This is a genomic window from Streptomyces sp. NPDC040410, assembly GCF_055595715.1.
Genome location: NZ_JBVIVK010000001.1, coordinates 354769 through 381654 on the forward strand (window position 1 = coordinate 354769; position 26886 = coordinate 381654).

The 26886-nt window shown below is 72.0% G+C and carries 25 protein-coding genes and 1 pseudogene; 12 read left to right on the forward strand and 14 right to left on the reverse strand.

Annotated features, from left to right (window positions below; translation table 11 throughout):
- The first annotated feature begins 57 nt into the window (after positions 1–57).
- Both ACZ562_RS01580 and ACZ562_RS01585 read left to right on the forward strand, forming a co-directional pair.
- Entirely contained in the window at positions 58–1014 is a 957-nt protein-coding gene (locus tag ACZ562_RS01580) for an FAD-dependent oxidoreductase (RefSeq protein ID WP_471172977.1), read from the forward strand.
- Positions 1015–1457: 443 nt separating this feature from the next.
- On the forward strand, positions 1458–2171 hold the full coding sequence (locus ACZ562_RS01585) for a MerR family transcriptional regulator (RefSeq protein ID WP_471172979.1): 714 nt from the start codon (positions 1458–1460) through the stop codon (positions 2169–2171).
- A 54-nt stretch (positions 2172–2225) separates the two neighbouring features.
- Here the strand turns inward: ACZ562_RS01585 and ACZ562_RS01590 are convergent, their stop codons facing one another.
- The 5 genes from ACZ562_RS01590 to ACZ562_RS01610 form a co-directional block, all read right to left on the reverse strand.
- Positions 2226–4397 (reverse strand): 3-hydroxyacyl-CoA dehydrogenase NAD-binding domain-containing protein, encoded by a 2172-nt coding sequence (locus ACZ562_RS01590; protein WP_471172982.1) that lies wholly within the window; start codon positions 4395–4397, stop codon positions 2226–2228.
- Positions 4398–4443: 46 nt separating this feature from the next.
- Positions 4444–5658: an acetyl-CoA C-acetyltransferase gene (locus ACZ562_RS01595; protein ID WP_471172985.1), complete on the reverse strand. Its 1215-nt coding sequence runs from the start codon at positions 5656–5658 to the stop codon at positions 4444–4446.
- A 21-nt stretch (positions 5659–5679) separates the two neighbouring features.
- Complete coding sequence (locus ACZ562_RS01600) at positions 5680–6831, reverse strand: acyl-CoA dehydrogenase family protein (RefSeq protein ID WP_471172988.1); 1152 nt, start codon at positions 6829–6831, stop codon at positions 5680–5682.
- A complete protein-coding gene (locus ACZ562_RS01605; RefSeq protein WP_471172991.1) occupies positions 6828–7964 on the reverse strand; it encodes a CaiB/BaiF CoA transferase family protein in 1137 nt (378 codons plus the stop codon). The genes ACZ562_RS01600 and ACZ562_RS01605 overlap by 4 nt, the downstream gene beginning before the upstream one ends.
- Before the next feature lie 118 nt (positions 7965–8082).
- On the reverse strand, positions 8083–8463 hold the full coding sequence (locus ACZ562_RS01610) for an MmcQ/YjbR family DNA-binding protein (protein WP_471172994.1): 381 nt from the start codon (positions 8461–8463) through the stop codon (positions 8083–8085).
- Between the two features lie 91 nt (positions 8464–8554).
- On the opposite strand from ACZ562_RS01610, the gene ACZ562_RS01615 reads away from it, so the two are divergent.
- Entirely contained in the window at positions 8555–9733 is a 1179-nt protein-coding gene (locus tag ACZ562_RS01615) for a saccharopine dehydrogenase family protein (protein ID WP_471172997.1), read from the forward strand.
- A gap of 7 nt (positions 9734–9740) precedes the next feature.
- On the opposite strand, the gene mmpA is transcribed toward ACZ562_RS01615, so the two are convergent.
- Positions 9741–9905 (reverse strand): morphogenic membrane protein MmpA, encoded by a 165-nt coding sequence (gene mmpA, locus ACZ562_RS01620; protein ID WP_471173001.1) that lies wholly within the window; start codon positions 9903–9905, stop codon positions 9741–9743.
- A 211-nt stretch (positions 9906–10116) separates the two neighbouring features.
- On the reverse strand, positions 10117–10824 hold the full coding sequence (locus tag ACZ562_RS01625) for an endonuclease V (protein WP_471173004.1): 708 nt from the start codon (positions 10822–10824) through the stop codon (positions 10117–10119).
- A gap of 41 nt (positions 10825–10865) precedes the next feature.
- Between ACZ562_RS01625 and ACZ562_RS01630 the strand changes: the two genes are divergently transcribed.
- Positions 10866–11162 carry a YciI family protein gene (locus ACZ562_RS01630; protein ID WP_471173006.1) on the forward strand — a complete coding sequence of 99 codons (297 nt, stop codon included), beginning with the start codon at positions 10866–10868 and terminating at the stop codon, positions 11160–11162.
- A gap of 15 nt (positions 11163–11177) precedes the next feature.
- Here the strand turns inward: ACZ562_RS01630 and ACZ562_RS01635 are convergent, their stop codons facing one another.
- A complete protein-coding gene (locus ACZ562_RS01635; protein WP_471173009.1) occupies positions 11178–11510 on the reverse strand; it encodes a plasmid stabilization protein in 333 nt (110 codons plus the stop codon).
- Positions 11511–11638: 128 nt separating this feature from the next.
- A pseudogene (locus ACZ562_RS01640) lies at positions 11639–12063 on the reverse strand (WD40/YVTN/BNR-like repeat-containing protein); the annotation flags it as partial.
- A 316-nt stretch (positions 12064–12379) separates the two neighbouring features.
- Between ACZ562_RS01640 and ssgD the strand changes: the two are divergent.
- Positions 12380–12796: a spore wall synthesis regulator SsgD gene (gene ssgD / locus ACZ562_RS01645; protein WP_471173012.1), complete on the forward strand. Its 417-nt coding sequence runs from the start codon at positions 12380–12382 to the stop codon at positions 12794–12796.
- Positions 12797–13102: 306 nt separating this feature from the next.
- Here ssgD and ACZ562_RS01650 read toward each other — a convergent pair whose 3' ends face one another.
- A complete protein-coding gene (locus ACZ562_RS01650) occupies positions 13103–13759 on the reverse strand; it encodes a GOLPH3/VPS74 family protein (protein WP_471173015.1) in 657 nt (218 codons plus the stop codon).
- A gap of 312 nt (positions 13760–14071) precedes the next feature.
- Here ACZ562_RS01650 and ACZ562_RS01655 point away from each other — a divergent pair, with 312 nt between their 5' ends.
- The 3 genes from ACZ562_RS01655 to ACZ562_RS01665 all read left to right on the forward strand — a co-directional run bounded on the left by ACZ562_RS01655 (position 14072) and on the right by ACZ562_RS01665 (position 17792).
- Positions 14072–15685 (forward strand): ABC-F family ATP-binding cassette domain-containing protein, encoded by a 1614-nt coding sequence (locus ACZ562_RS01655; protein WP_471173018.1) that lies wholly within the window; start codon positions 14072–14074, stop codon positions 15683–15685.
- 144 nt (positions 15686–15829) lie between these two features.
- Positions 15830–16606, forward strand: a complete 777-nt coding sequence (gene ddaH, locus ACZ562_RS01660; RefSeq protein ID WP_471173021.1) for a dimethylargininase — start codon at positions 15830–15832, stop codon at positions 16604–16606.
- Positions 16607–16817: 211 nt separating this feature from the next.
- The gene (locus tag ACZ562_RS01665; protein ID WP_471173023.1) at positions 16818–17792 is read left to right on the forward strand and encodes an acyl-ACP desaturase; all 975 of its coding nucleotides are present in this window, start codon (positions 16818–16820) and stop codon (positions 17790–17792) included.
- A 35-nt stretch (positions 17793–17827) separates the two neighbouring features.
- Here ACZ562_RS01665 and ACZ562_RS01670 read toward each other — a convergent pair whose 3' ends face one another.
- A complete protein-coding gene (locus ACZ562_RS01670) occupies positions 17828–18073 on the reverse strand; it encodes a WhiB family transcriptional regulator (protein ID WP_471173026.1) in 246 nt (81 codons plus the stop codon).
- A gap of 231 nt (positions 18074–18304) precedes the next feature.
- On the opposite strand from ACZ562_RS01670, the gene ACZ562_RS01675 reads away from it, so the two are divergent.
- A complete protein-coding gene (locus ACZ562_RS01675; protein WP_471173028.1) occupies positions 18305–19093 on the forward strand; it encodes a VOC family protein in 789 nt (262 codons plus the stop codon).
- Positions 19094–19120: 27 nt separating this feature from the next.
- On the opposite strand, the gene ACZ562_RS01680 is transcribed toward ACZ562_RS01675, so the two are convergent.
- Entirely contained in the window at positions 19121–20167 is a 1047-nt protein-coding gene (locus ACZ562_RS01680) for a LacI family DNA-binding transcriptional regulator (RefSeq protein WP_471173030.1), read from the reverse strand.
- A 197-nt stretch (positions 20168–20364) separates the two neighbouring features.
- On the opposite strand from ACZ562_RS01680, the gene ACZ562_RS01685 reads away from it, so the two are divergent.
- Entirely contained in the window at positions 20365–21867 is a 1503-nt protein-coding gene (locus ACZ562_RS01685) for an SDR family oxidoreductase (protein ID WP_471173947.1), read from the forward strand.
- A 12-nt stretch (positions 21868–21879) separates the two neighbouring features.
- The gene (locus ACZ562_RS01690) at positions 21880–23256 is read left to right on the forward strand and encodes a cryptochrome/photolyase family protein (RefSeq protein WP_471173033.1); all 1377 of its coding nucleotides are present in this window, start codon (positions 21880–21882) and stop codon (positions 23254–23256) included.
- Positions 23257–23359: 103 nt separating this feature from the next.
- Here the strand turns inward: ACZ562_RS01690 and ligD are convergent, their stop codons facing one another.
- Positions 23360–24379, reverse strand: coding sequence for a non-homologous end-joining DNA ligase (ligD, locus tag ACZ562_RS01695; RefSeq protein ID WP_471173036.1), 1020 nt, complete (start codon positions 24377–24379; stop codon positions 23360–23362).
- Between the two features lie 74 nt (positions 24380–24453).
- Between ligD and ACZ562_RS01700 the strand changes: the two genes are divergently transcribed.
- The gene (locus ACZ562_RS01700; protein WP_471173040.1) at positions 24454–25524 is read left to right on the forward strand and encodes an ATP-dependent DNA ligase; all 1071 of its coding nucleotides are present in this window, start codon (positions 24454–24456) and stop codon (positions 25522–25524) included.
- 20 nt (positions 25525–25544) lie between these two features.
- Here the strand turns inward: ACZ562_RS01700 and ACZ562_RS01705 are convergent, their stop codons facing one another.
- Positions 25545–26735 carry a zinc-dependent alcohol dehydrogenase gene (locus ACZ562_RS01705; protein WP_471173043.1) on the reverse strand — a complete coding sequence of 397 codons (1191 nt, stop codon included), beginning with the start codon at positions 26733–26735 and terminating at the stop codon, positions 25545–25547.
- Positions 26736–26886: the final 151 nt, after the last annotated feature.

Genomic DNA, 26886 nt, shown 5'->3' on the forward strand with positions numbered 1-26886 from the left:
ATTCCCAGCCCAGGCCCGGTCAGAGCACGGCATGGCGCATTCCGCTAACGTCCCCGCGTGAGCAGAGAGCTGAGCGGCGACGTCATCGTGGTCGGCGGCGGGGTCGTCGGGCTGACGACGGCCGTCGTTCTCGCCGAGCGCGGCCGCCGGGTGCGGGTGTGGACGCGGGATCCCGTCGAGCGGACCACCTCGGCGGTCGCGGGTGCGCTGTGGTGGCCGTACCGGATCGAGCCGGTCGCGCTCGCGCGGGCGTGGGCGCTGCGCTCGCTGGACGTGTACGAGGAGTTGGCCGCGCGTCCCGAGCCGACCGGCGTACGTATGGTCGAAGGGGTACTGGGCGAGGCGGACCTGGACGGGGCCGAGGCATGGACGGCCGGCCGGGTGCGGGGGCTCCGGGCGTCGACGGCCCAGGAGTACGCGGGCGTCGGCGTGTCGGCGCGGCTGCCGCTCATCGACATGCCGGTCCATCTGCGGTGGCTGCGGGAGCGGTTCCTCGCGGGTGGCGGTTCGGTCGAGGAGCGCACCGTGTCCGGCCTCGCGGAGGCCGACGCGCCGGTGGTGGTCAACTGCACGGGGCTGGGCGCCCGCGAGCTCGTGCCGGACGAGTCCGTGCGTCCCGTGCGGGGGCAGCTGGTCGTCGTGGAGAATCCCGGCATCCGCACCTGGCTCGTCTCCACCGATGCCTCGGGGAAGATGGCGTACTTCTTCCCGCACCCCGGCCGGCTTGTGCTGGGCGGCACGGCGGAGGAGGGCGTGTGGTCGACGGCGCCGGATCCCTCCGTGGCCGAGGCGATCGTGCGGCGGTGTGCGGCGCTGCGGCCCGAGATCGCCGGGGCGCGGGTCCTGGAGCACCTGGTGGGGCTGCGGCCCGCGCGGGACTCGGTCCGTCTGGAGCGTGCGGCGCTGCCGGACGGGCGGATGCTGGTGCACAACTACGGCCATGGAGGCGCGGGCGTGACCGTGGCCTGGGGCTGCGCGGAGGAGGCGGCGGAACTGGCCGCCTCCTCCGGCTGAGCGGGACCCGACAGACTCATGACGGCCTAATGGCGATCGTGTGACAGGGGCGGCCGTGGACACACCCGGGGACACAGGGACTCAATAGGCTCCGGACGGACACCCAACAGACACAGTCCCCCTACGACTTGGAGCTGTCGTGCACCGCAGAATCATCGCGCCGGGCGCACTCGCTTCGGCCTCCCTGCTGCTGGCGATCCCGGCATCGGCGGCGAGCTGGTCCCCCGGTGCGCAGGCATCGGCGACACGTGCAGGGATCATGGGGAGAGCGGGGAGAGGGCGGGGAGAGGTGGCGTCCCCCGCACATACAAGATCCCCGACATGACGCCACCGTAGGCGGTGGCACTGACAATGGTCGTGAGCTGCTGGTTCGTGAGTCTGTGTGATCGCCGGGGGTGGGCCGGAGGTTTCACACCACTGGTGAGACAGCGATACTGCTGGACATGACGACCGACACCGGGGAGCCGTCCCTCACGATCGACGAGCTGGCCGCACGGGCGGGTATCACGGTTCGCACGGTCCGCTTCTACGGGACCAAGGGACTGCTGCCACCGCCGGTGATCGGTCCGCGGCGGGTGGGCCACTACGGGCGGGAGCATCTCGCGCGGCTCGAGCTGATCGAGGAGCTGCAGCGGCAGGGCATGACGCTGGCGGCCATCGAGCGCTACCTGCAGCAGCTGCCGGCCGACCTGAGCGCCCACGACCTGGCCATCCACCGCGCCGTGGTCGCCTCCTGGGCACCGGAGGCCGTGGGGACGGTGGCGCGGCAGGAGCTGGAGCGGCGGGCGGGGCGGGCGCTCGGCGACGACGAGATCGAGCGGCTGGGCGCGATGGGCGTGGTCCGGGCGGACGACGGCGCGTACCAGGTCGACCTCGGCCTGCTGCGGCTCGGCGTACAGCTTCTCGACGTACCGCTGTCGCAGGAGGCGATCCTCGCGGCGCGCGAGGTGCTCATCGAGCACTCTCGCGCGGCGGCCCACGAACTGTCGCAGCTGTTCCGCGGCGAGGTGGAGCAGCGGGCCGCGCGGGACGTGAGGTCCCTGTCGGAGCACATGCACCCGCTGGTCGTGCAGGCACTGCTGACGACCTTCCAGCGGTCCCTGAAGGAAGAGCTGCGCGAGTGGGTCACTCGGTCACAGGTACGCCGCCCCGCCTGAGTTCGAGTGCCGGAGGGGCTGGATGTCCGGCCCCTCCAGCGGTTGAGCAGCGCGTCAGTCCGCGAACCGCTCCCCCTTCTGCGCCTTGTCCACCAGCAGGGCCGGCGGTGTGAAGCGCTCGCCGTAGCGCTCGGCGAGTTCACGCGCGCGTGCCACGAAGCCGGGCAGCCCGCCCTCGTAGCCGTTGACGTACTGCAGGACGCCGCCGGTCCAGCCGGGGAAACCGATGCCGAAGATCGACCCGATGTTCGCGTCGGCCACGGACGTCAGGACGCCCTCTTCGAGGAGCTTGACCGTGTCGAGCGCCTCGGAGAAGAGCATGCGTTCCTGCATGTCCTCGAAGGGGATCTGCGCGCCCTCCCGGGTGAAGTGCTCCCGCAGGCCCGGCCACAGGCCCGCCCGCTTGCCGTCCTCCCCGTACTCGTAGAATCCCGCGCCGCCGCTGCGGCCCGTACGGCCGAACTCGTCGACCATGCGGTCGATGACCGCCTCGGCCGGGTGGCCGGGCCAGGTGCCGCCGGCCTCCTCGACCGCCCGCCTGGACTCGTTGCGGATCTTCCGCGGCAGTGTGAGCGTCAGCTCGTCCATGAGGGAGAGGACCTTGGCGGGGTAGCCGGCCTGCGCCGCCGCCTGTTCCACCGACGCGGGCTCGATGCCCTCGCCGACCATGGCCACGCCCTCGTTGATGAAGTGCCCGATCACCCGGGAGGTGAAGAAGCCGCGCGAGTCGTTGACGACGATCGGCGTCTTGTTGATCTGCCGGACCAGGTCGAAGGCGCGGGCCAGCGCCTCCTCGCCGGTCCGCTCGCCCTTGATGATCTCGACGAGCGGCATCTTGTCGACCGGTGAGAAGAAGTGCAGCCCGATGAAGTCGGCCTGCCGCTCCACGCCTTCGGCGAGCACGGTGATGGGCAGGGTGGAGGTGTTGGAGCACAGCAGCGCGTCCGGCTCGACGACGTGCTGGATCTCCTGGAACACCTTGTGCTTGAGGGAGGTGTCCTCGAAGACGGCCTCGATGACGGCATCGCACCCGGCCAGGTCCTGGGGGTCGGCCGTGGGCGTGATGCGGGCGAGCAGCGCGTCCGCCTTCTCCTTCGTCGTACGGCCCCGGGAGAGGGCCTTGGCGCACAGCTTCTCGGAGTAGCCCTTGCCCTTGACGGCGGCTTCCGGGGACACGTCCTTCAGGACGACGTCGATGCCCGCGCGGGCGCACGAGTACGCGATGCCCGCGCCCATCATGCCGGCACCGAGGACGGCGACCTTGCGGACCTGGCGCGGCTCGATGCCCTTGGGCCGGTTGGCGCCTGAGTTGACGGCCTGGAGGTCGAAGAAGAAGGCCTGGATCATGTTCTTCGAGGTCTGGCCCGCGGCCAGTTCCACGAAGTACCGGGCCTCGATGACCTGCGCGGTCTCGAAGTCGACCTGGGAGCCTTCGACGGCCGCCGCGAGGATGCTGCGCGGGGCCGGATAGGGCGCGCCGTTCGTCTGCTTGCGCAGGGTGGCCGGGAAGGCCGGCAGGTTCGCCGCGAACTTGGGGTTGGCGGGCGTGCCGCCGGGGATCCGGTACCCGGGCTCGTCCCAGGGCTGCTGCGAGCCGGGGTTCGCGTCGATGAAGGCGCGGGCCTTGGCGATCAGCTCGTCCGGGGTGGCGGCCACCTCGTGGACGAGCCCGTTCTCCAGCGCGCGCCGCGGGCTGTACTGGGTGCCCTGGAGGAGCACTTTGAGCAGCGCGTCGGCGATGCCGAGCAGACGGACGGTGCGGACGACGCCGCCGCCTCCGGGCAGCAGACCGAGCGTGACCTCGGGGCAGCCGATCTTCGAGCCGGGCGCGTCGAGGGCGACCCGGTGGTGGCAGGCGAGGGCGATCTCGTAGCCGCCGCCCAGGGCCGCGCCGTTCATCGCGGCGACGACCGGCTTGCCCAGGGTTTCGATGCGGCGCAGGTCGCGCTTGATCGCCATGCCGCCGTCGAACAGCTCCTGCGCGGTCTCGGGGGTGGCCCGGATCAGGTCGCGCAGGTCGCCGCCGGCGAAGAAGGTCTTCTTGGCGGAGGTGAGGATGATGCCGCGGATGCTGTCCTTCTCCGCCTCAAGGCGGTCGGTGATCACGGCCAGGGAGTCGCGGAACGCCTGGTTCATGGTGTTCGCGGACTGGTCGGGGTCGTCGAGGACGAGGGTGACGACGCCGGTGTCGTCCTGTTCCCAGCGGATGGTGGTGCTCTCGGTCATGACAGGGTCTCCGTAGAAGTCTCTCGGGTCGGGGTTCCGCCGGGGATCAGATGCGTTCGACGATCGTCGCGATGCCCATGCCGCCGCCCACGCACAGTGTGGCGAGGCCGTACCGCTTGTCCTGGCGCTCGAGTTCGTCGACGAGCGTGCCGAGGATCATGGCGCCGGTCGCGCCCAGCGGGTGGCCCAGGGCGATCGCGCCGCCGTTGACGTTGACCTTGTCCAGGGACAGGCCCATGTCCTTCACGAAGCGGAGTACGACCGCCGCGAAGGCCTCGTTGATCTCGACGAGGTCGATGTCGTCGATGGTCAGCCCGGCCTTGGCGAGCGCCTTGCGGGTCGCGGGGGCGGGCCCGGTGAGCATGATGGTGGGCTCGGAGCCGGAGACGGCGGCGGAGACGATCCGCGCGCGCGGGGTCAGGCCGTAGCGGTCACCGACCTGCTTCGAGCCGATGGCGACGAGCGAGGCACCGTCGACGATGCCGGAGGAGTTGCCCGCGTGGTGGACGTGGTCGATCTTCTCGACCCAGTGGTACTTCTGCAGCGCCACGGCGTCGAAGCCGCCCAGGTCGCCGATGTCCGCGAACGACGGCTTCAGCTTGGCGAGGGAGTCGGCGGTGGTGCCGGGGCGCACATGCTCGTCGTGGTCGAGGACGACCAGGCCGCCGCGGTCCCTGACCGGGACGACGGACCGCTCGAAGCGGCCGTCCTTCCAGGCCGTGGCCGCCCGCTCCTGCGAGAGGGCGGCGTACTCGTCGACGTCCCGCCGGGTGAAGCCCTCGATGGTGGCGATCAGGTCGGCCCCGATGCCCTGCGGCACGAAGTTGACGGCCAGGTTCGTCATGGGGTCGTTGAACCAGGCGCCGCCGTCCGAGGCCATCGGCACCCGGGACATGGACTCGACGCCCCCCGCGAGGACCAGGTCCTCCCAGCCCGAGCGGACCTTCGCCGCGGCCAGGTTGACGGCCTCCAGGCCCGAGGCACAGAAGCGGTTCTCCTGCACGCCGGCCACCGTGTCCGGCAGCCCGGCGGCGACGGCGGCGATACGGGCGATGTCGGAGCCCTGGTCGCCGACCGGACCGACGACACCGAGCACGATGTCGTCGATCGCGGCCGGGTCCAGGCCGGGGAAGCGGTCGCGGATCTCGTGGATGAGGCCGACGACCAGGTCGATGGGCTTGGTGCCGTGCAGGGCTCCGTTCGCCTTGCCGCGGCCGCGAGGGGTGCGGATCGCGTCGTACACGTACGCATCGGTGCTCACTGGAAAGCCTTTCGGGGAGGGTTAGTCCAGCAGGGACCGGCCGATGATCTCCTTCATGATCTCGGTGGTCCCGCCGTAGATGGTCTGGATGCGGCCGTCGGTGAAGGCCCGGGCGACCGGGTACTCGGTCATGTAGCCGTAGCCGCCGTGCAGCTGGAGACAGCGGTCGGCGACCCGCTTCTGCAGCTCGGTCGCCCACCACTTGGCCATGGAGGCGTGCACGGCGTCGAGCCCGCCGGTTCCGCCTTCGGCGTGGTCCTCGATGCAGCGGTCGAGGAACGCGCGCGTGACGGCGCACTCGGTGGCCATCTCGGCTATCTCGAAGCGGATGTGCTGCTTGGTGGCCAGGGGGCGGCCGAAGGCCTCCCGCGACTTGACGTACTCCGTGGTGATCTCCAGCAGGTGTTCGGCGGCGGCGATCGCGGAGACGGCGATGCTCAGGCGCTCCTGGGCGAGGTTCGTCATCAGGTGCGCGAAGGCGCCGTCGGGGTCGCCGAGCAGGTTCTCCTTGGGCACGCGTACGTCGTGGAAGAACAGCTCCGCCGTGTCCTGCGCCTTCTGGCCGATCTTGTCGAGGTTGCGGCCGCGCTCGAAGCCGGGCATGCCGCGCTCCACGACGAGCAGGCTCAGGCCGTGCGCACCGCCCTCGGGCGTCGTCCTGGCGACGACGATCACCAGATCGGCGATGATGCCGTTGGAGATGAACGTCTTCGCGCCGTTGAGCAGCCAGTGGTCGCCCTTGTCCTCGGCGTGCGTCCGGATGCCCTGCAGGTCGGATCCGGCACCGGGCTCGGTCATGGCGATCGCCGTGACCAGCGAGCCGTCGCAGAAGCCGGGCAGCCAGCGCCGCTTCTGCTCCTCGGTGGCCAGACCGCTGAGGTACGGGCCGATGATGTCGTTGTGCAGCCCGAGAGCGAGCCCGGGGGTGCCGGCACGGGTGAACTCCTCGGCCAGTACGGCGCTGTAGCGGAAGTCGGAGGTCCCGCCGCCGCCGTACTCCTCGGGGACGGCGAGCCCGAGCAGGCCCTGCTTGCCGGCCGCGAGCCAGGCGTCGCGGGAGACGATGCCGTCCTGCTCCCACTGCTCGTAGTACGGCAGCACCTCCCTGGCCAGGAAGCTGCGCACGGTGGCGCGGAACGCCTCGTGCTCGGGGGCGAAGATCTGCCGCTTCATTCGAGGCCCTTCATCAGGTCGGGTACGTCCCAGTCGCGGGCCACGTCCGCCGTGTCCGCGCCCGGTTGCGCGGGGCCGGTGCGGATGGTGGCCGGGGTCGCGGAGAACCGGGGCGCGGGTGCGGGCTGGGTGATGCCGCCGTGGCCGGTGAAGGTGCCCCGGGCCGCGAGGTGCGGGTGGTGCGGGGCCTCGCGCAGCGACAGTACGGGCGCCACGCACGCGTCGGAGCCCTCGAAGAGGGCGGTCCACTCGTCCCTGGTGCGGGACTTGAAGCGGGCCGCGACCGTCTCGCGCAGCTCGCCCCAGCGGGTCCAGTCCTTGCGTGCGCCTGCCTGGTCCTCGATGCCGAGCAGGTCCAGGAGCTCATCGTAGAACCGCTGCTCCAGCGCCCCCACCGCCATGTACCGGCCGTCGGCGGTCTCATAGGTCCCGTAGTAGGGGCAGCCGCCGTCGAGGAGGTTGGCCGCCCGCCGGTCCTGCCAGCCGCCGGCGGCGAGCATGCCGTGGATCATGGCGGAGAGGTGGGTGGTGCCGTCGACGATGGCGGCGTCGACGACCTGGCCGGTGCCGGTCGCGCGCGCGTGGTGGAGCGCGGCGAGGACGCCGACGACGAGGTAGAGCGAGCCGCCCGCGTAGTCGCCGAGCAGGTTGGCCGGGACGGCCGGCGGTTCGTCCGGCCGGCCGATCATGCCGAGGGTGCCGGTGAGGGCGATGTACGCGATGTCGTGGCCGGCGCGGTGGGCGAGGGGGCCCTCCTGGCCCCAGCCGGTCATACGGCCGTACACGAGCCGCGCATTGCGGGCGTGGCAGGCCTCCGGGCCGACGCCGAGGCGCTCGGCGACGCCGGGGCGGTAGCCCTCGATGAGGACGTCGGCGCGTGCGGCGAGGTCGAGGACGCGGGCGGGGCCGTCGGGGGACTTGAGGTCGACGATCACCGAGCGCTTGTTGCGGTTGGTGACGTCGAAGTCGGGGTCGACGGCGAGTCCGGCGCCGCCGGGGCGGTCCACGCGGACGACGTCGGCGCCCAGGTCGGCCAGGAGCATGGCCGCGAACGGGCCCGGCCCGATACCGGCCAGCTCGACGACGCGCACGCCGGTGAGCGGGCCGTGTCCAGGCGTCTTTGCCGCTGCCATGCAGCCCCCATGGGTCGTGACACAACTGCTGTAACACCAATGATGCTAGGAACGTGTTCCATCAGGCACAAGACCTGGACGAGCAAGCGCTTAGCCAAATCCGGCCACGACCGGGGACTCAGCGCCCGTCAAGCTCCGCTGTCAGGCGCTTGGGCGCGATCACCCGGTAGCTCTCCTCCACCCAGTCGCACAGCAGCTCGGCCGCCGGCGCGCCCTTCGCCGCCAGCGGGATGCTCACCCAGCCGGCCTTGCCCAGGCCGTACCCGGCGGGTTCGGCGCCGGGCGAGGTCAGGGCATGGGCGTGCGCGGCCTCGTCCTTGAGCTTCACTGTGACTCCGAGCGGGTAGCTGCCGTCGTCGACGCCGAGGAAGACGAAGACCTTCTTGTTGACCTTCGCGACGGTCTCTCCCCAGGGGAACTCCTCGGTGGCACCCGGCAGACCGAGGGCGAACTCGCGCACTTTCTCCCACTTCTTCAGGGCGTTTCTGGGCACGGCCACCACATACCTCCGGGCTCGTCGTCGGGCTCCGCACTCCTCACGCTAGCCTCGGCCACCGACAACGGCGCGTACGGCAGGACCGAGGGGTGTCATGGACAGGCTGAACGGGACGGATCGTCAGTACGACATCGTGCTCTTCGGAGCCACCGGCTTCGTCGGGAGGCTCACCGCGGAGTACCTCGCCGCGCACGCCCCCGACGGGCTGCGCTGGGCGATCGCCGGGCGCAGCGCGCGGAAGCTGCAGGAGCTGCGCGAGCGACTGCCCGGCGGTGCGGAGACCGGCGTCCTGCGGGCGGACGTGTCCGATCCGGCCTCGCTGCGCGAACTCGCGGAGCAGGCCCGCGTGGTGGCCACGACGGTGGGCCCCTACGTGAGGTACGGCGAGGAGCTCGTCGCCGCCTGCGCGGACACCGGGGCGGACTACATCGACCTCACCGGCGAGCCGGAGTTCGTGGACCTGATGTACGTCCGGCACGACGCACGCGCGCGTGAGACCGGTGCGCGACTGGTGCACGCCTGCGGGTTCGACTCGATTCCGCACGACCTTGGCGCGTACTTCACGGTCCGGCAGCTGCCTCAGGGCGTGCCGCTGACGGTGGACGGGTTCGTGACCGCGGACGCCACCTTCTCGGGCGGCACGTTGGCCTCGGCGCTCGGCCAGTTCTCGCGCGGGCCCCAGATGCTGGCCGCCGCGCGGGACCGGGGCCGGCACGAGCCGCGGCTGGTGGGGCGGCGCGCCTCCGCCCCGACGGGCGCGCCGCGGTTCGCCAAGGAGGTTGGCGCCTGGGCGCTGCCCCTGCCGACCATCGACCCGCAGATCGTCCGGCGGTCCGCGAAGGCCCTGGAGCGGTACGGCCCCGACTTCCGCTACCGGCACTACGCGGCGGTCAGGCACCTCCCGGTGGCGGTGGGCGGGGTCGCGGCCGTGAGCGGGCTCTTCGCGGCCGCCCAACTGCCACCCGCGCGGCGCTGGCTGTCCGGCCGGCTCCGGCCCGGGGAGGGGCCGAGCGCGGAGAAGCGCGCGAAGAGCTGGTTCCGTGTCCGTTTCGTCGGCGAGGGCGGCGGCCGACGGGTCTTCACGGAGGTCTCGGGAGGCGATCCCGGCTACGACGAGACGGCGAAGATGTTCGCCGAGTCGGCGCTGTCCCTTGCCTTCGACGATCTGCCGCCGACGGCCGGTCAGGTCACGACGGCGGTCGCGATGGGCGACGCGCTCACCGAGCGGCTGCGCCGGGCGGGAATCACGTTCCGGGTGGCCGCGGCCCGCTGAACGGCCCCTACAGGGTCCACCCCGCGACGGTGAAGATCATCCCACCGATCCAGGCGACCCCCGCCACCACGGCGAGAACCAGCGCGGCCGTCACGGCACGCTCGACGGGACGGTCGGGGTCGGGGTCGGGGTCGGGGTCGGCAAGGGGCTTCGGGGCACGGTGCGTCGTCATGCGCCACAGCCTGCCGACGACTGCGGGGCGCCGACATCCGTACGGATACTCAGACGACGTACTCATCAGACGACGTACTCGGAAGGCGCACTCGGAAGGCCTACTGGGAAGGCGTGCTCAGCCGGCGTGCGCGGCGGTGGCGAGGCGGACGGCGAGGGCCCCGGCCCCGGCCCGCGCCGTTCCGCCGCACCGAGCACCGGCCCGCGGCGGGTCACGGGACAGGGCCGGCGCTATGTGCCTCCCGCAGCGCCCGGCGGCACAGTGCGTCCGCCCTGCGGGTCGTCTCCGGAAGGCGGTAGCCGGGGGTCAGCGCGAGAGTGTGGGCGCAGGCGTTGTCGAGGCTCACGCGGTGGCCCACGGACACGAACACCGGTTTGACGGACTCCCGGGTGCGCAGGGCGCGACCGACCTCCTCGGTGCCCCCGAGGAGCGGCGAGGACGCGCCGCGTTCGAGGGCCGGGGCGTCGTACGTGAAGGTGAACGGGTTCTTGGCCACGCCGATCGTGGGCAGGCCGGTCAGGACGCCGAGGTGGCTGGCGAGGCCGAAGCGGCGGGGGTGGGCGACTCCGTAGCCGTCGCAGACGACGAGGCCGGGCGGGCCGGGCAGGGCGGCGAGGGCGGCGAGGACCGTGGGGATCTCGCGGAAGGCGAGCAGGCCGGGGACGTACGGGAACGAGATCCGGCCGACGGCGGTGGCCTCGGCGACGACGTCGAGGCTCTCCGCGTCCAGGACGACGGCCGCGGCCGCGACGACGTCCCGCTCGTCGTCGTAGGCCACGTCGACGCCTGTCACCCGTCCCGTGCCGGGCGGCGGGCCCGGCTCGTCGAGCACCACCCGCTCCCGCAGTTCGTCCTGGACGGCGCGGGCGTGTTCCTCTGTCGCGGGCCAGCCCGCGGGAATGCGTACGGTGGTCGTCATGGTGGTGCCGAGCCTACGGGTGCGGAGATAGGCTGGCGATCATGTTTGTGATGGAGCTGACGTACACCGCCCCGCTCGATGCCGTCGACGCCTTGCTGGAGGCCCATGTGGCCTGGCTCGACGAGCAGTACTCCAAAGGACACTTCCTGGCTTCCGGACGCAAGAACCCCCGAGACGGCGGGGTGATCCTCGCCGTCGCGGAGGACCGCGCGCGGATCGAGGAGGTCGCCGCGGGCGACCCGTTCGTCACCGCGGGGGTGTGCGCGTACCGGATCACCGAGTTCACCGCCAGCAAGACGGCACCGGCGCTCGAGCGTTACCGGGAGACCCTCGGCTGAGGGGTGCCCGCGCGGTCAGCTCTTCTTGCCGGCCAGCGCGCGCTGCAGCTGGCTCTTGTTCATGTCCGAACGGCCCTTGATGCCCCGCTGCTTGGCCTCCTGGTACAGCTGGTCGTAGGTCGGTCCCTGCGAGCCCTTGCCGGACCGCTGGCCGCCTCGCCTGCCGGACGACATGTCCTGGGTCGAGGTGCGGCTCGCGGTCTTCGACTCGCCGGACCGGGCACGTTCCTTGTTCACGGTGCGTGCCGCGATCTCCTTGGCGCGCTCGGTGCTCTCGCCACGGTCCTGCGCGCTCTCCTTGATGTGCTCGTACTGGCGTTCCCGCTTGGGGCTCGAACCGCGTGGCATGTCGCTCACTCCTCTCACGCGCTCCTCTGTCGTCCGGAGTGACGGGTACCCGCTTCTGCGGGCACATGCGGCAGGTCCATCGCGCGTCACTGCTGTCGGGCCACCCGCCCCTTCTCCCCCGCGGCCCGGCAGCCCAGGTCGGCCGTGCGGTCCACGGTGCCGTACGAGCCCGAGTCCACGGTGCGCCAGGTGCGGCCGCCGTCCGCCGTCAGGTCGGTTCCCAGAGGCGTCCCGCGTCGCCCTCCCCGATGGCCAGCACCACGGCCCGGCGCGCGCCGAACGCCTCGACGTCCCGGAACGGCAGCTCGGCGGCGCCGGGCGGCGAGACGTTCCGCCGGCTCGCCCCGCCGTCCGCGGTACGCAGCATCGTGCCCCGGGTGCCGGACACCCAGGCGGTGTCCCGGCCGACGGCCGCGCGGCCCCGGAACCGCACGTGCGGCGTGCCGCTGTCCTTGAGCTCCCAGTGCGGCCCCGGGTGCCGCGGCTCCTGCGCCTGCGCGGGTACGGGCGGCAGGGCGGCCGGTGCCGCCGCGCAGTGCGTTCCCGCGGCCACCACTCGCCTCGTACGTCTCGCCGGTGCCGGACGTGTCGTGCGCAGCGTGTTCCCCAATCGCCTCATGGCAGGGAAGCTGTCCCAAGACCCAAGGCCCAAGTCCCGTCCCGATGCCCGCGATCACGCTCGGGATGGTGCCGCGGCCGGCACAAGTGCCCCTCGGGGCACGGGAGGTGGGGTGGATCACTCCTGTGCATGACGACGGTGACCGAGGTCACCCGACTTCCGTAATACGGATTGGCCCATTCCGTCGTCTCTTCCAGTGCCCGGCCTCATCCACCGCCAGTCCATCCAGCCGTCACAAGGGAGCAAGGCGTTGTCCACCGTCATCGAGCAGCCCGTAGAGGCCCGCCTCGTCGCAGCCGCGCCGCGGATGCCGAGCATTCCCGCCACGCTGCACTACGACCGTTGTGATCCGTTCGCCGTCCGTATGACCTTCCCGGCGCCGGCCACACTGGAAGGAGTCGAGGTCTGCTGGACCTTCAGCCGCGAACTGCTCTCGGCGGGCATCGAGGAACCCGAGGGCCACGGCGACGTACGGGTGCGGCCGTACGGGTACGACCGCACCGTCATGGAGTTCCACGCCCCCGAGGGCACCGCCGTCGTGCATGTCCGCACGGGCGAGCTGCGCCGGTTCCTGCAGGCCACGAACGAGCTGGTGCCGACCGGTCTGGAGCATCTGCAGCTCGACCTGGACCACGACCTGGCGCAGTTGATGCGGGACGCCTGCTGAGCCCGGGCTCCTGAGACGGGCCTTCTGGGCGGCTGACGCGTCCGCCCCAGCAGACTGCTGAGCTCGCCGTGGCGAGCCCGTCCGCCGGCGCGTCGTAGGTCCCCGTGTCCAGCGGCTCCCGCGCGGCGGACCAGGGCGTGTACGGCCTGGGCGATGTTCGAGCCGGCGCTCACCCCCGCGACGCCGGGCGCGGCCGGCCCGGCGACGGGCAGGATGCCGGGACCGGCCGGCTCGTCGAGCGGCCCGTCCACGCCGTCGGCGAGCGGTCCGAGGGACCTGCCGGAAAGCCGGCCTGGATGCGGCGCCTCAATCGGTCGCGGGCGGGGCCGGCGCCACCGCCGTACGCAGCTCCCGGACGACCGTGCGCAGTATCGGGGCCGCGTCCCCGCCCCGCTCGGTCAGTGCCTCGACACGCTCCTCGCGCAAAGCGTGCTCCTCCGCGGGCAGCAGCAGGCCCGGCTCCGCGGCGGCGGCGAGCACGACGAAGGCCGCGTCCCGCTCGGAGACCTCCGCGACCGGCACCGGCCCGAGCAGGACCTCCCGCGCCTCCTCCCGCAGCACGTCCACGACGGCGTCGCGCTCCAGGGCGTACTCCACCGTCGGAAAGACCCCGAGGACCCGTTTCTTCTCCGCCCGCAGACACCCCTCGGCGGTCAGCTGCTCCCGTACGGCGTCCAGGGTGACCCGCGCCCGCAGCGTCACCCAGGTCCGCCACCGGTGCGGCCGGGACTCCCGGACGAGTTCGAGGAGCCCGTCGAGGACGGCGTCCCCGGTGCTGGAGTCCATGTCGGCGGGCGTGGCGATGCCGTCCTCGTCGACGAGCAGGCCGCGCTGGGCCAGTTCGGTGAGGGCGCCGGCCCTGACCAGCCGGGGCAGACGGGCCGTGCCGGAGACCTCCGTCCCCAGGGCGTCCCAGGCCAGCAGGCAGAGCCGGGCCGGAAGCGAGAGCGAGCCGTCGGGCACGGGAGTCTCCTTCGCGAGGTGCGGTCGGGGCTCACAGTTAATTCGTTGACACTCCCCGAGGCGGTTCGTACGGTGTGTGGCAGTCCTGTTGTCGTCGATTGGAGAAGGACGTTGCTCGTCTGAGGTCCTGAGACACCGTGTCACACACGTGAGGTGTGTGCGCAGCGTGCGACCTCGGCATCCGAGCCGTCCCCGACGAGCAGGGCTTTCTTCGTGCCCTCGGGTTCTCCCTCCGCTCAGTGGCCGCGGTCGCCTTCCGGTGTCTCGATACGCGTTTGCCCCTGACCGCATCAAGCAACCGCGGAGACCCGCATGTCTATGTCCATCACCTGTACGTCCCTTTCCTTCACCTGGCCCGACGGCACGCCCGTCCTCGATGGCCTCGACGTCGCCTTCGGCCCCGGCAGGACCGGGCTCGTCGGTGTCAACGGGTCGGGAAAATCCACCCTGTTGAAGCTGATCGCCGGGGAGCTCGCGGCGACCGACGGCACCGTGCGCGTCGCCGGCGAGGTGGGTCACCTCCCGCAGAACGTCACGCTCGACACCGGCCTGAGGGTCGACGAGGCACTCGGCATCGCCGCACAGCGGGCCGCGTTGCACGCCATCGAGGCGGGCGACGTGGCCGAGGAGCACTTCGAGACGGTCGGCGACGACTGGGACGTGGAGGAGCGCGCCCTCGCCACGCTCGGCGAACTCGGCCTCGGTCACATCGAGTTGGACCGTACCGTCGGCGAGGTGTCGGGCGGCGAGTCGGTGCTGCTGCGGCTTGCCGCGCTGCTGCTGCGCCGCCCGGACGTCCTGCTCCTCGACGAACCCACCAACAACCTCGACCTGTACGCGCGCAGGCGGCTGTACGCGGCGGTGGCCTCCTGGCCGGGAGTGATGGTCGTCGTCAGCCACGACCGCGAACTCCTGGAACTCGTCGACCAGATCGCCGATCTGCGCTCCGGCGAGATCACCTGGTACGGCGGCAGCTTCTCCGCCTACGAGGAGGCACTCGCCACCGAACAGGAGGCGGCGGAGCGCATGGTGCGCGTCGCGGAGGCGGACTTCCGCAAGCAGAAGCGTGAACTCGCGGACGCCCAGGTGAAGTTGGCCCGGCGCAAGCGGTACGGGCAGAAGATGTGGGACCAGAAGCGCGAGCCGAAGGTCGTCATGGGGGCACGCAAGCGCGCGGCGCAGGAGTCTGCGGGCAAACACCGCATCATGCACGAGGAGAAGCTCAGCGAGGCGAAGGAGCGGCTCGACGAGGCGGTGGAGGCCGTACGGGACGACGACGAGATCCGCGTCGAACTGCCGTACACGGCGGTACCGCCGGGCCGCACCGTCCTCACCCTCCAGGACCTGCAGCCGGCGTACGGCGCACGCGTGGCGGGCGGCCTCGATCTGCGCGGTCCCGAGCGCATCGCGCTGATCGGGCGAAACGGCGCGGGAAAGACGACGCTGCTGCGCACGATCGCCGGGGAGCTCCGTCCGGTGGCGGGTGAGGCACAGGCGCACGTGCCGCTGCGCTTCCTGCCCCAGCGGCTCGACGTGCTCGACGACGAGCTGAGCGTCGCGGAGAACGTGGCCCGGTTCGCCCCCGGCGCCACCAACAACCGGGTCCGGGCGCGCCTTGCCCGCTTCCTGTTCCGGGGCGCCCGGGCCGACCAGAAGGCGGGGACCCTGTCCGGCGGCGAACGCTTCCGTGCGGCACTCGCCGCGCTGATGCTGGCCGAGCCCGCCCCGCAGCTGCTGATGCTGGACGAGCCGACGAACAACCTGGACATGGCGAGCGTGCGGCAGCTGACGACGGCGCTGGAGTCGTACGAGGGGGCTCTGATCGTGGCCAGCCACGACCTGCGGTTCCTGGAGTCGGTCGGGATCACGCGCTGGCTGCTGCTGGACGGGGAGCTGCGGGAGATCGCACCGGAGGCGGTCGGGTGAGCCGCCCACCGGGTGCGGCCGAGGATCTCAGGAGGGCCACAGCCTGACAACGGGGGGTTTTGCCTGCGCTCACCGGCGCTGCATGATGGCTGACCGGCGTCGCTCCACGGGCGCCGTCACCGTCCCGCCGACCCGGAGACCCTCGTGCCCAGCAAGAAGGCCCTCATCCGCCGCCCCAGCCCGCGCCTCGCCGAAGGTCTGGTGACGCACGTCGAGCGGGAGAAGGTCGATGTCGAGCTCGCCCTCGAGCAGTGGGAGGCGTACGCGGAGGCCCTGCGCACGCACGGCTGGGAGACGGTCGAGGTGGACCCGGCCGACGACTGCCCCGACTCGGTGTTCGTCGAGGACACCGTGGTCATGTACAAGAACGTCGCCCTGATCACCAGGCCGGGCGCCGAGTCCCGGCGGGAGGAGACGACGGCGGTCGAGGAGGCGGTGGCCCGGCTCGGCTGCTCGGTGAACTGGATCTGGGAGCCGGGCACGCTGGACGGCGGCGACGTGCTGAAGATCGGCGACACGATCTACGTCGGCCGCGGAGGGCGCACCAACGCGGTCGGCGTCCAGCAGCTGCGGGCCGCCTTCGAGCCGCTGGGGGCGCAGGTCGTCGCCGTGCCGGTGAGCAAGGTGCTGCACCTGAAGTCGGCGGTCACGGCGCTGCCCGACGGCACGGTCATCGGGCACATCCCGAAGGTGGACCGGCCGTCGCTGTTCCCGCGCTTCCTGTCGGTGCCCGAGGAGGCGGGCTCCCATGTGGTGCTGCTCGGCGGTGGCAAGCTGCTGCTGGCGGCGAGCGCGCCCAAGACGGCGGAGCTGCTCACCGACCTCGGCCACGAGCCGGTGCCGGTCGACATCAGCGAGTTCGAGAAGCTCGAGGGCTGTGTGACATGTCTCTCGGTGCGGCTGCGGGAGTTGTACGCCTGACGGGTGACCTCCCCGCTCTCCCAGCTCCGGGACCTGCGGTCCTGAGGCATGTTCGGTTACATCCCGGGCACCCTGTCTGATCAGCGGTCTTTACGGCGTACTTAACCTACGGTCTCGTAACCTACGGATTCGTAGCCTACGATTCCGTAGGTTCCCGGCACCGCCCGCCGGGATTGCCCCGGTTGTGCTGACGCGTCCCCCTGGAGTTCCCGTGACCATCACCTCGCCGCACCTCGGCAGCCCTGCCGTCTGGACCGACGCCAAGCTGCTGTACGCCTTGGAGGAAGTGGTCGAGACGGAACTCAACCGGCATCTGAAGGTCGCCAAGGACTGGATGCCGCACGAGTACGTGCCCTGGAGCGACGGCCGCAATTTCCCCGGCCTTTTCGACGACGGCGAGGCCTGGGACAAGGAGCAGTCCAAGGTCACCGAGATCGGCCGGATCGCCCTGGTCGTGAACCTGCTCACCGAGGACAACCTCCCCAGCTACCACCACGAGATCGCCTCGCTCTTCGGCCGTGACGGCGCCTGGGGCACCTGGGTGCACCGCTGGACCGCCGAGGAGGGCCGGCACGGCATCGTGATGCGGGACTACCTGCTCACCTCGCGCGCCGTGGACCCGGACAAGCTCGAGGCGTTCCGGATGTCCCACATGAGCGAGGGCTTCGAGTCGGACAACCGGCACTCGATGCTCCACTCGGTCGCCTACGTGGCCTTCCAGGAGCTCGCGACCCGCATCTCGCACCGCAACACCGGGCACCAGTCCGGCGACCCGGTCTGCGACCGCATGCTGGCCCGCATCGCAGCGGACGAGAACCTCCACATGGTCTTCTACCGCAACCTGCTCAAGGCGGCCTTCGAGCTCGCCCCCGACCTGACCATGCAGGCGGTGCGGGACGTGGTCGTCAACTTCCGCATGCCCGGCCACGGCATCCCCGGCTTCGAGCGCGCCGCCGCGCAGATGGCCATCGGCGAGGTCTACAACCTGCGTATCCACCACGACGACGTGCTTCAGCCCGTCCTGCGCTTCCTGAAGATCATGGAGATCGACGGCCTGGGCCCCGAGGGCCTGAAGGCCCAGGAGGAGCTCGGGCTGTTCATGGGCGGCCTGGACTCGGAGGCCGCGAAGTTCGACGAGCGCCTGGCGGCACGCAAGGCGCGGATGGCGGCACGGGCGGCCGGCTGACGCGGCGGGGCCCCTCGGTCCGGCGGACCGGGTCGTCAGCGCGTCGTGAGCCTGAGGTGCAGGCGCTCCTTCTCGGACAGGCCGCCCCAGACTCCGAACCGCTCGTCGTTCTCCAGCGCGTACTCGAGGCAGGCGGAGCGCATGTCGCACATGCCGCAGATGCGCTTCGCCTCGCGCACCGAGCTGCCCGGCTCGGGAAAGAAGAACTCGGCCCCGGTCTGCGCGCACAGCGCCTGAGCCTGCCAGGCGGGGTGGGCCGGGGTGATCGTTTCGATGTACATGGACGAAATCGTGCCGCGCGGCGAAAAACGTTCGATCAACGCACGATCAACGACGCGTTCACGACCTCCGGTCGCCCGATCATGCCGCCGCCGGACACGCGAGCGCACGGCGGCGCGCGGAACGCGCGAAAGACGCGGCCGAGCCTGGCCGCGCTCCGGCAGCGGTTGTCGGTCGGCGGTGCAAGACTCGGCAGTGCAGGCAACGGGACCTTCCTTCAAAGGACGGCAGAGATGCTCACCACCCGTTATGTCACCGGCGCCCCGAACTGGCTCGATCTCGGCACACCCGACATCGACGGCGCCGCGTCCTTCTACAACAGCCTGTTCGGCTGGCAGTTCCAGGCGGGCGGGCCCGAGGTCGGCGGCTACGGCTTCTTCCAGCTCGACGGCAGAACGGTCGCGGGCGGCATGCAGACGACACCGGAGCAGGGCCCGCCCTCGTGGACCGTGTACTTCCAGACCCCGGACGCCGACGCCGCGGCGAAGGCGGCCGAGCAGCACCACGGCTCCGTGCTGATGCGGCCCATGGACGTGATGGACCAGGGCCGCATGGCGATCCTCGCCGATCAGGCGGGCGTGTCCTTCGGCGTCTGGCAGCCCGCGGCCAACAAGGGCCTCGACGTCGTACAGGAACAGGGCTCGCTGTGCTGGCTCGAGCTGTACACGCCGGATCTCCCCGCGGCCGCGGGGTTCTTCAACGCCGTGTTCGGCTGGGAGACCTCCGCCGTCGAGTTCGCCGGGGGCTCGTACACCACCGTCCACCCCGCGGGGACCGAGCCGGATTCCATGTTCGGCGGCATCGTCCCGCTGGAGGACGACCCGACCAAGGCGGACGCCGGGGCCTGGCTGCCGTACTTCGAGGTCCCGGACGCGGACGCCACGGTCGGCGTGGCGCAGCAGCGCGGCGGCACGGTCCGCCTGCCGGCGACGGACCTGGCGGACGTCGGCCGGATCGCCGAGCTCACCGACCCGTACGGTGCCCGCTTCGCGGTGATCAAGAGCGCACCGCGGCAGACGTGAGAGGGACGGCCCGCACGGAGGATCCGCCTACGCGGAGGCGCGGCGCACCAGCGTCGTCGGCGTGACCACGCTGGACGGTGCGTCGGCCGCGTCCTCGTGGCCCTTGCCGGGGTGCGGGCGGTCCAGGCCGCGCAGCAGCAGGCGGGCCATCAGCCGGCCCATCTCCTCGATGTCCTGACGGACCGTGGTGAGCGGCGGGTCGGTCTGTTCGGCGACGGGAAGCATGTCGTCGAAGCCGATCACGGCCACGTCCTCGGGCACGCGCCGGCCGCGTTCACGCAGCACGCGCAGGGCGCCCGCCGCGGTGAGGTCGTTCGCCGCGAACACGGCGTCCAGGTCGGGGCACCGGTCGAGGAGTTCGCGCATCGCCCGCTCGCCGCCGGCCGGGGTGAAGTCGCCCTGCGCGATCAGCCGCGGGTCCGCGTCGGCCATGACGTCCCGGAACCCGTCGAGCCGGTCCACCGCGGAGGTCTGGTCGAGGGCGCCGGTGATGTGTGCGACACGGGTGCGGCCGAGGCCGACCAGGTGGCGTACGGCCTCGCGGGCTCCGCCGCGGTTGTCGCTGTCGACGTACAGCACGCCGCTCGTGCCGTCGCTCCAGCCGGGCCGCCCGCCGAACACGGTCGGGACTCCGGCCCGCTGGATCAGTCCGGGCAGCGGGTCGTCGAGGTGGAGCGAGAAGACGAGCGCCCCGTCGACGTGGCCGCCGGCCAGATAGCGGCCGACGCGGGCGTGGTCGTCCCGGCCCTCCGTGAGCAGCAGGACGAGCTGGTTGTCGTGGGCCGTCAGCTCCTGGCTGATTCCGCGCAGTTGCAGCGCGAAGAAGGGGTCGGCGAAGACCCGGGTCTCCGGTTCGGCGACGACGACGGCGATCGCGTCGTGCCGTTTCGTCACCAGGCTCCGGGCCGCCTGATTGGGCACGTACCCGAGTTCCTCCACCGCCCGCCGCACCCGTTCGACGAGGGGTTCCCGCACCCCGTCCCCGCCGTTGACCACACGGGAGACGGTGGCCCGCGACACACCGGCCCGCGCGGCCACGGCCTCCAGCGTGGGACGCTGCGCTGTCTCGGTCACTTCGGGCTCCTCGGGGCGGTTGCGGATCAGGATAGCCGCGGGCCGGTGCGGGGGTGAGAGCGCTCTCCCCCGTGGAAATGGCGCGCGGGTCCGCGGTTGCGATGCCCGTCCCCGGGCCCAAGCATGGGCTGAAGGGGAAACAGAGACGGCGTGGGAGAGTCACGGCCCTGGGAGACATGAGCGTCATGACGTTCGGCATGACCGGCGACGACCGGCCGCTGAGCTGTCTGGTCACCGGCGCCACCGGGTACATCGGCGGCAGGCTGGTGCCGGAACTGCTGGCCGCCGGGTATTCCGTGCGCTGCCTGGCCCGCTCGCCCGGCAAACTGCGTGATCACCCGTGGGCCGGGCAGACGGAGGCCGTGCGCGGGGACGTGACGGACCCGGTGTCCGTGCGAGCGGCGATGGCGGGAGTGGACGTCGCGTACTACCTGGTGCACGCGCTGGGCACCGGCCGCGGTTTCGAGGAGACCGACCGGCGGGCCGCGAGGATCTTCGGTGAGCAGGCGCGTGCCGCCGGCGTCCGGCGGATCGTCTATCTCGGCGGGCTGAGCCCGTCGGGGGTGCCCGAGCGCGCGCTGTCCCCCCACCTGAGGTCCCGCACCGAAGTAGGCCGCGTTCTTCTCGCCTCAGGGGTGCCCACCGCGGTGCTGCGCGCGGCAGTGATCATCGGGTCGGGGTCGGCTTCGTTCGAGATGCTGCGCTATCTGACGGAGCGGCTCCCGGTGATGGTGACCCCGAGCTGGGTACGTACCCGCATCCAGCCGGTCGCCGTGCGGGACGTGCTCCGCCTGCTCGTCGGGTGCGCGCGGCTGCCGTCCGACGTGAACCGCACCTTCGACGCAGGCGGCCCGGACGTCGTCACGTACGAGGAGATGATGCGCCGGTACGCCGCCGTCGCGGGCCTGCCGAAGCGGGTCATCGTGCCCGTTCCGCTGCTGACTCCCCGGTTGTCCAGCCTCTGGGTCGGCCTGGTCACCCCGGTGCCAGGCGCCATCGCGCGGCCGCTGGTGGAGTCGCTGAGGCATGAGGTGGTCTGCGCCGAGCGGGACATCGCCCGCCATGTGCCCGACCCCCCGGAAGGACCCGTGACCCTGGACCAGGCCCTCCGGCTGGCGCTCCAGCGGATCCGGGACGCGGACGTGGCCACTCGCTGGTCCTCCGCCTCGGCTCCCCGCGCCCCGAGCGATCCGCTGCCGACCGACCCCGACTGGGCGGGCGGCAGTCTCTACACCGATCAGCGGGAGCGCGCGGTCGCGGCGTCGCCGCAGGCGCTGTGGCGGGTGGTGGAGGGGATCGGGGGCGAGAACGGCTGGTACTCGTCGCCGCCGGCCTGGTCGCTGAGGGGATGGCTGGACACGCTGGTGGGCGGTGTGGGCCTGCGCCGGGGCCGCCGGGACGCGAACCGGCTGCGGGCCGGGGACTGCCTGGACTTCTGGCGCGTGGAGGAGATCGAGCCGGGGCACCTGCTCCGGCTGAGGGCGGAGATGCGCGTGCCCGGCCTGGCGTGGCTGGAGATGACCGTCGACCGGGATTCGCAGGGGGGCTCGGTCTACCGGCAGCGCGCCCTGTTCCACCCGCACGGACTCGCCGGGCACGCCTACTGGTGGGCCGTCGCCCCGTTTCACGCCGTGGTCTTCGGCGGCATGGCCCGTAACATCGCGTCCGCGGCCGAGTCCGATCCGGTCCGCGGAGGCTGAGAGGAGCGGTACGTGCGCGTCTCGGTCGCCCTGCTCACCGCCGACTTACGGGTACACGACAACCCCGTCCTGCGGGCCGCCCTGAAAGACGCGGAACGCGTGGTGCCGCTCTTCGTCGTCGATTCCGGTATCCGTCGCGCCGGCTTCGTCGTGCCCAACCGGGCGGCTTTCCTCGCCGACAGCCTGGCCGACCTCGACGCGGCCCTGCGGGCCCGCGGCGGCCGCCTGGTGGTGCGCGTCGGCGAAGTGGTCGAGGAGACCTGCCGGGTGGCGGCCGAGACCGGGGCCTCGGTGGTCCACATCGCGGGTGGCGTGAGCCGTTACGCGGCGCGGCGTGAGGACCGGCTGCGCGCCGAGCTCGCGCGGGGCGGACGTCAGCTCCGGGTCCACGACGCCTCGCTGACCGCCGTACCGCCGGGGGCGCTGACCCCGGCGGGCAAGGACCACTTCGCGGTCTTCACCCCGTACTTCCGCCGTTGGGAGGGCTTCTCCGTACGCGACGTCCTGCCGGCCCCGGACGCGGTGCCCGTGCCCGCGGTGGGCTCGGCGGACCTGCCCCGCCCGCAGACCCTGCTGTCCGGCTCGGCCGGTCCATCGGGCTCCGCGTCACCGGGTCTGCCCGCCGGCGGGGAGTCGGAGGGCCGCCGGAGGCTGCGGTCATGGCTGGCCGGCCCGCTGGACCGGTACGAGGACCGGCACGACGACCTCGCCGCGGACTCGACCTCCCGGCTCTCCCCGTACCTGCACTTCGGCTGCCTGTCGGCGGCCGAGGTGCTGCACCGGGTCAGGGCACACGGCGGCCCCGGTGCCCACGCCTTCGTCCGTCAGCTGGCCTGGCGGGACTTCCACCACCAGGTCCTGGCGGCCCGTCCGGACGCGGCCCACCGCGACTACCGCCCCAGGCACGACCGCTGGCGCGCCGATCCCGAGCAGATCAGGGCCTGGAAAGAGGGCCGTACGGGCTACCCGGTGGTCGACGCGGCAATGCGGCAGCTGCGGCACGAGGGCTGGATGCCGGGCCGGGCACGCCTGCTGGCCGCGAGCTTCCTCGCCAAGACGCTGTACGTGGACTGGAGGGTCGGCGCCCGGCACTTCCTCGACCTGCTGGTGGACGGCGATGTCGCGAACAACCAGCTCAACTGGCAGTGGGTGGCCGGCACCGGCACGGACACCCGGCCGAACCGGGTCCTCAACCCACTCGTCCAGGCACGCCGGTTCGACCCCCGGGGCGAGTACGCGCGCCGCTGGCTCCCCGAGCTCCGCGACCTCGACGGGCCGGTCCACCGTGCCTCGGACCTGCCCGACGCGGTCCGTGCCGGCATCGGCTACCCCGCCCCGGTCGTCGATCTCGCGGAGGCCGCCGCCCGGTTCAGGCGTTTCCGGGACTGACGCGACGTACTCCGGGGCAGATCAGTCCGCACCCGCAGCCCGAAGGGGCGCCCCTCCATGACCGGTCAGCGCGTGGAAGGGATCGGCGCCCGCGGCCTGCCTCCTATTCGGGCCGGCCCTTCTTCGCGCGGCTCGGCTGGACGCGCTTCGGCTCGCCGGGCATCTTCGGGTACTCCGGCGGATAGGGCAGGTCACCGAGGCCGTGGTCGTGCTCGTCGCGGCGCGCGAGGTCGAGCAGGGCGTCGAGGGAGTAGGCGTGCTGGTCCATGTCGGCGTGCACGTCGCCGAGTTCGGCGAACCGCGCGGGCATCGTGGCCAGGTCGAAGTCCCGGGGGCGGGCCTCGCCCACCTCCTCCCAGCGCAGGGGTGCCGAGACCGGGGCGTGCGGGCGGGGGCGTACGGAATAGGCGGAGGCGATGGTGCGGTCTCTCGCGGTCTGGTTGTAGTCCAGGAAGATGCGTGCGCCCCGTTCCTCCTTCCACCACTTGATCGTCACCTGCTCGGGCATCCGGCGTTCCATCTCACGGCCGACGGCGATCGCCGCGCGCCTGACCTGGGTGAAGGTCCAGCGTGGTTCGATGGGCACGAAGACGTGCAGACCGCGGCCGCCCGAGGTCTTGGGCCAGCCGCGCAGCCCGCCGAACTCGTCGAGGACGGCGCGCAGTTCATGGGCGGCGCGAACGGCGTCGCCGAAGTCGGTACCGGGTTGCGGGTCCAGGTCGATGCGGAGTTCGTCCGGGCGGTCGACGTCGTCGCGGCGCACCGGCCAGGGGTGGAAGGTGAGGGTGCCGAACTGCGCGGCCCACAGGACGGCGGCCTCCTCGGTGGGGCACATCTCGTCCGCGCTGCGGCCGCTCGGGAAGGTGATGTGGGCGGTCGGGATCCAGTCGGGCATGTTCTTCGGCGCCCGCTTCTGGAAGAAGGACTCGCCGGTCACGCCGCCCGGGTAGCGTTCCAGGGTGGTGGGCCGGTCGCGCAGGGCCCTGAGGATGCCGGGGGCGACCGACTGGTAGTAGCGGGCGAGGTCCAGCTTGGTGAAGCCGCGCTCCGGGAAGAAGACCTTGTCCGGGCTGGACAGCCGTACGCTGCGGCCGCCCGCTTCCAGTTCCACCGCTTCGCCCATGCGAGCCACGGTAGGCCTGCCGCGCACACCTCGCACACCGGGCGGCAAGGGGTGTATGCGGGCAGAATCGGAGCATGGATCTGCCGGTGATGCCGCCCGTGAAGCCCATGCTCGCCAAGTCCGTGGCACGGATCCCGCCGGACATGCACTACGAGGCGAAGTGGGACGGGTTCCGGGCGATCGTGTTCCGCGACGGGACCGACGTCGAGCTCGGCAGCCGCACGGGCAAGCCGTTGACCAGGTACTTTCCCGAGCTGGTGGCGGCGCTGAGGGAGCGGGTGCCCGAGCGTTGTGTACTGGACGGCGAGATCGTGATCGCCCGGGAGGGGCGGCTGGACTTCGACGCCCTCACCGAACGCATCCATCCCGCCGACTCCCGGGTGCGGATGCTCGCCGAGAAGACGCCGGCCTCCTTCGTCGCCTTCGACCTGCTGGCGCTGGCCGACACGTCGTTGCTCGACGTCCCGCTGAGCGACCGCAGGGCGATGCTCACCAGGGCGCTCGCCGGGGTGACGGCCCCGGTGCACGTGGCACCGGCGACGACCGACATCGACGTGGCGCGCCGCTGGTTCGAGCAGTACGAGGGGGCGGGCCTCGACGGGATCGTCGCCAAGCCGCTCGGCCTCCTCTACCTCCAGGACGAGCGCGCCATGTTCAAGATCAAGCACGAGCGCACGGCGGACGTGGTCGTCGCGGGCTACCGCCTTCACAAGAGCGGCCCCGTCGTGGGCTCGCTGCTGCTCGGCCTCCACGACGAGCACGGCAGGCTCCAGCACGTCGGGGTGTCGGCGGCCTTCTCCATGCAACGGCGCGCCGAGCTGGTCGGGGAACTGGAGCCGCTGCGCCTGGAGGACGTCTCGGGACACCCCTGGGCGGCGTGGGCCCAGGAGGCGGCGCACGAGACGGCCCGGCTGCCCGGTGCTCCCAGCCGCTGGTCGGGCAAGAAGGACCTGTCCTGGGTGCCGCTGAGGCCGGAGCGGGTGGCCGAGGTGGCGTACGACCACATGGAGAACGGCGTGCGCTTCCGGCACACGGCCCGGTTCCGCCGCTGGCGCCCGGACCGGGCCCCCGAGAGCTGCACCTACGCGCAGCTGGAGGAGCCGGTCCGCTACGACCTGGACGAGATCCTCGGTCCCCCGGCCTGACCCGCCACGATCCCGCCCGCTCAGGGCCTCATCAGTACCTTGACCGCGCCGTCCTGCTTGCGCTGGAACATCTCGTACGCGTGCGGGGCGTCCGTGAGGGCCAGCCGGTGGGTGGCGAACTCCTCGACGCCGAGCGGGTCCTCGTCCGTCAGGTAGGGCATGATCTCGTCGCTCCAGCGGCGCACGTTGGCCTGGCCCATCCGGATCTGGATCTGCTTGTCGAACATCGTGAGCATCGGCAGCGGATCGGCCATGCCGCCGTACACACCGACGAGCGACAGCGTGCCGCCGCGGCGCACCAGCTCGATGGCGGTGTGGAGGGCGGCGAGCCGGTCGACGCTGAAGCGTTCCGCGAACGGACCGCTCAGCTTCCTGGGGAGCAGCGCAGAGGCCTGCTGGGCCAGACGGGCGGCCGCGCTGCCGTGGGCCTCGGTGCCGACCGCGTCGATCACGGCGTCCGGGCCGCGGCCGTCCGTCTCGTCCCGGATCGCCTGGACGAGTTCCTTCTCGCTGTCGAAGCCCCGCAGGTCGTACGTCTGAACGCCCCGGGCCCGTGCGCGGCGCAGCCGCTCGCTCACCAGGTCCACGCCGAACACCTGCCCGGCGCCGCGGACCTTGGCGATGCGGCAGGCCATGTCCCCGATCGGTCCGAGGCCGAGCACGGCGAGGCTGCCGCCTTCCGGGATGCCCGCGTAGGCGACCGCCTGCCAGGCCGTGGGCAGGACGTCGGAGAGGTAGACGAAGCGGTCGTCGGGCGGACCCTCCGGGACCTTGATCGGACCGAACTGCGCCTGCGGGACGCGCAGGTACTCGGCCTGGGCACCCGGCACCGCGCCGTACAGCCGGGTGTAGCCGAACAGGGCGGCGCCCATGCCCTCGCTGGTGACCTGGGTGGTCTCGCACTGGGTCGGCAGACCGGTGACGCACATCCAGCAGTTGCCGCAGGCGATCTGGAACGGCACGACGACCCGGTCGCCCGCCGCGAGGTCGGGCACGGCGGCGCCGACCTCCTCGACGATGCCCATGGGCTCGTGGCCGAGGATGTCGCCCGGCGTCATGAACGGTGTGAGCACCTCGTAGAGGTGCAGGTCGGAGCCGCACAGCCCGGTGGAGGTGATGCGGATGACGGCGTCCGTCGGCTCCTCGATCCTCGGATCGGGCACGGTCTCCACCCGTACGTCCCGCTTGCCCTGCCAGGTCACTGCCTTCATCGCGCGCTCTCCCTCCGTCAGGTCGGCGTGTCCGGTCCTGGGGGGGGGGGGGGGGGGGGGGGGGGGGGGGGGGGGGGAGAGAAGGGGGGGGGGGGGGGGGGAGGGGGGGGGAGGAGGGAAAAAAAAAAAAAAAGAAAATAACGGGGCGGAG